The sequence below is a fragment of the Chromohalobacter sp. 48-RD10 genome, assembly GCF_029889785.1.
In the GTDB taxonomy this organism is placed as follows: Bacteria; Pseudomonadota; Gammaproteobacteria; order Pseudomonadales; family Halomonadaceae; genus Chromohalobacter.
In genome coordinates this window covers 1-1,487 of the sequence record NZ_JARANX010000132.1, presented here as the reverse complement: position 1 = coordinate 1,487, position 1,487 = coordinate 1, and the positions used below count along the sequence as shown (strand labels likewise).

The following is a 1,487-nucleotide window of genomic DNA, read 5'->3' as shown; positions in this document are numbered from 1 at the left end:
CACCAGGGCGAGCAGGGTTTCGTACTGCGGCACTTCGGCCTGATACATGGCCGACATGGCCTTGGAAAAACGGTCACGAATCTCGTGATGGGAAACGAGGGTTGTCATCGGGGGTACCTCTCAAGTCGCACAAAAGCCCAGCGCCGTTCGTGAGCGCGGTGTCCATCATGGCGGTGATGACACCAGAGCCTCGTCGCATCGGCAAACGAAAAAAAGCGCGCTACCCATGCCTTTCGCTCATGCATTACGCTTAAACGCATTAAATGAAGCAGGGGCATGAGCTTTCAGCATGAGCGCTGCGAATCCACTCCGTCGCGGAGAAGACGCATGACGGCACGCCACCTGCCCTCGACCACCACTCTGCAGTGCTTTGAGGCGGCTGCGCGGCACATGAGTTTCACCCGTGCCGCCGACGAACTGAGCATTACCCAGAGCGCCATCAGCAAGCAAGTGGCGCAACTCGAAGCGTATCTGCAGCACAAGCTGTTCCGGCGTGTGCGCCGCACCTTGGTACTGACACCAGAGGGTGCGTTGTATCTTACTGAAGTACGCAAGATTCTGGCCCGGATCGAGATGTCGGCGAACGCGATCATGAGCTATAGTGGCAGGGGCGAGGTGCTGCGGGTGGCCTGCCTGCCGACCTTCGGTGCCCGCTGGCTGGCACGCCAGTTGCCCGACTTCCTGAACGCGAATCCACACATCGATCTCAGCGTTAGCGACCACGTCGAGCCCTTCGACCTGGATCAGGCAGGTATCGATGTGGCCGTCTTCCATGGGCATGGCCGCTGGCCGAAACTGGAGTGCCACAAGTTGTTTGACGAGGAGGTGGTTGCGGTCTGCGCCCCCGAGTACCTGGCCCGTCAGCGACCGGCGAGTGCCGCAGAGCTGGCCGAGTGCCGCCTGCTTCACCTCTCCACGCGCCCCGATGCCTGGCACCGCTGGTTCGCCGATCAAGGCATTACTACTGAGCGCAGTTACCACGGCACGCGCTTCGAGACCTTCCAGATGCTGATCCGCACGGCAATGAGCGGCGGTGGCCTCGCCCTGGTGCCTCGTTTCTTCGTCGACGCCGAGCTGGCCGAGGGCCGGCTGTCACTGGCCTGGCCACATGTTCTCAAGGGGGCCGACGCCTATTACCTGGTGTACCCCGAGCATCTCGGCGAACTCGTGCGTGTGCGCTGTTTCGTCACTCATGTGCTCACGTGTGCCGAGGTGGATGCGCCGGCCGGAGCGTCGCGCTAGTGCCTGCCGCCGGCGTTGCCAGAGGCAGACTCCGTTGCTTTCAATCAGCGCTCACTTCGGCGGTTCGACGTGGCCGCCAAAGCCGAAGCGCATCGCCGAGAGCAAACGGTTGCCGTAGGTGTTGTCCTTGCGCGAGTTGAAGCGCGCGAACAGCGCGTTGGCCAGCACCGGGGCGGAGACGCCTTGCTCGACGGCCGCGTCGATGGTCCAGCGGCCTTCACCACTATCGGCGACGGCGCCGGAGT

The 1,487-nt window shown here is 62.8% G+C and carries 2 protein-coding genes and 1 pseudogene; 1 reads left to right on the top strand and 2 read right to left on the bottom strand.

The genetic code is table 11. The features are described 5' to 3' along the window. A partial coding sequence (locus OP496_RS17725; protein ID WP_280565231.1) for a DUF1338 family protein occupies nt 1-108 on the bottom strand: 108 nt, incomplete at its 3' end. 219 nt (nt 109-327) lie between these two features. Between OP496_RS17725 and OP496_RS17720 the strand changes: the two genes are divergently transcribed. Beyond that, entirely contained in the window at nt 328-1,242 is a 915-nt protein-coding gene (locus tag OP496_RS17720; protein ID WP_280565230.1) for a LysR substrate-binding domain-containing protein, read from the top strand. 51 nt (nt 1,243-1,293) lie between these two features. Here OP496_RS17720 and OP496_RS17715 read toward each other — a convergent pair. After that, nucleotides 1,294-1,487 (bottom strand): annotated as a pseudogene (locus OP496_RS17715) (6-phosphogluconate dehydrogenase (decarboxylating)); the annotation flags it as partial.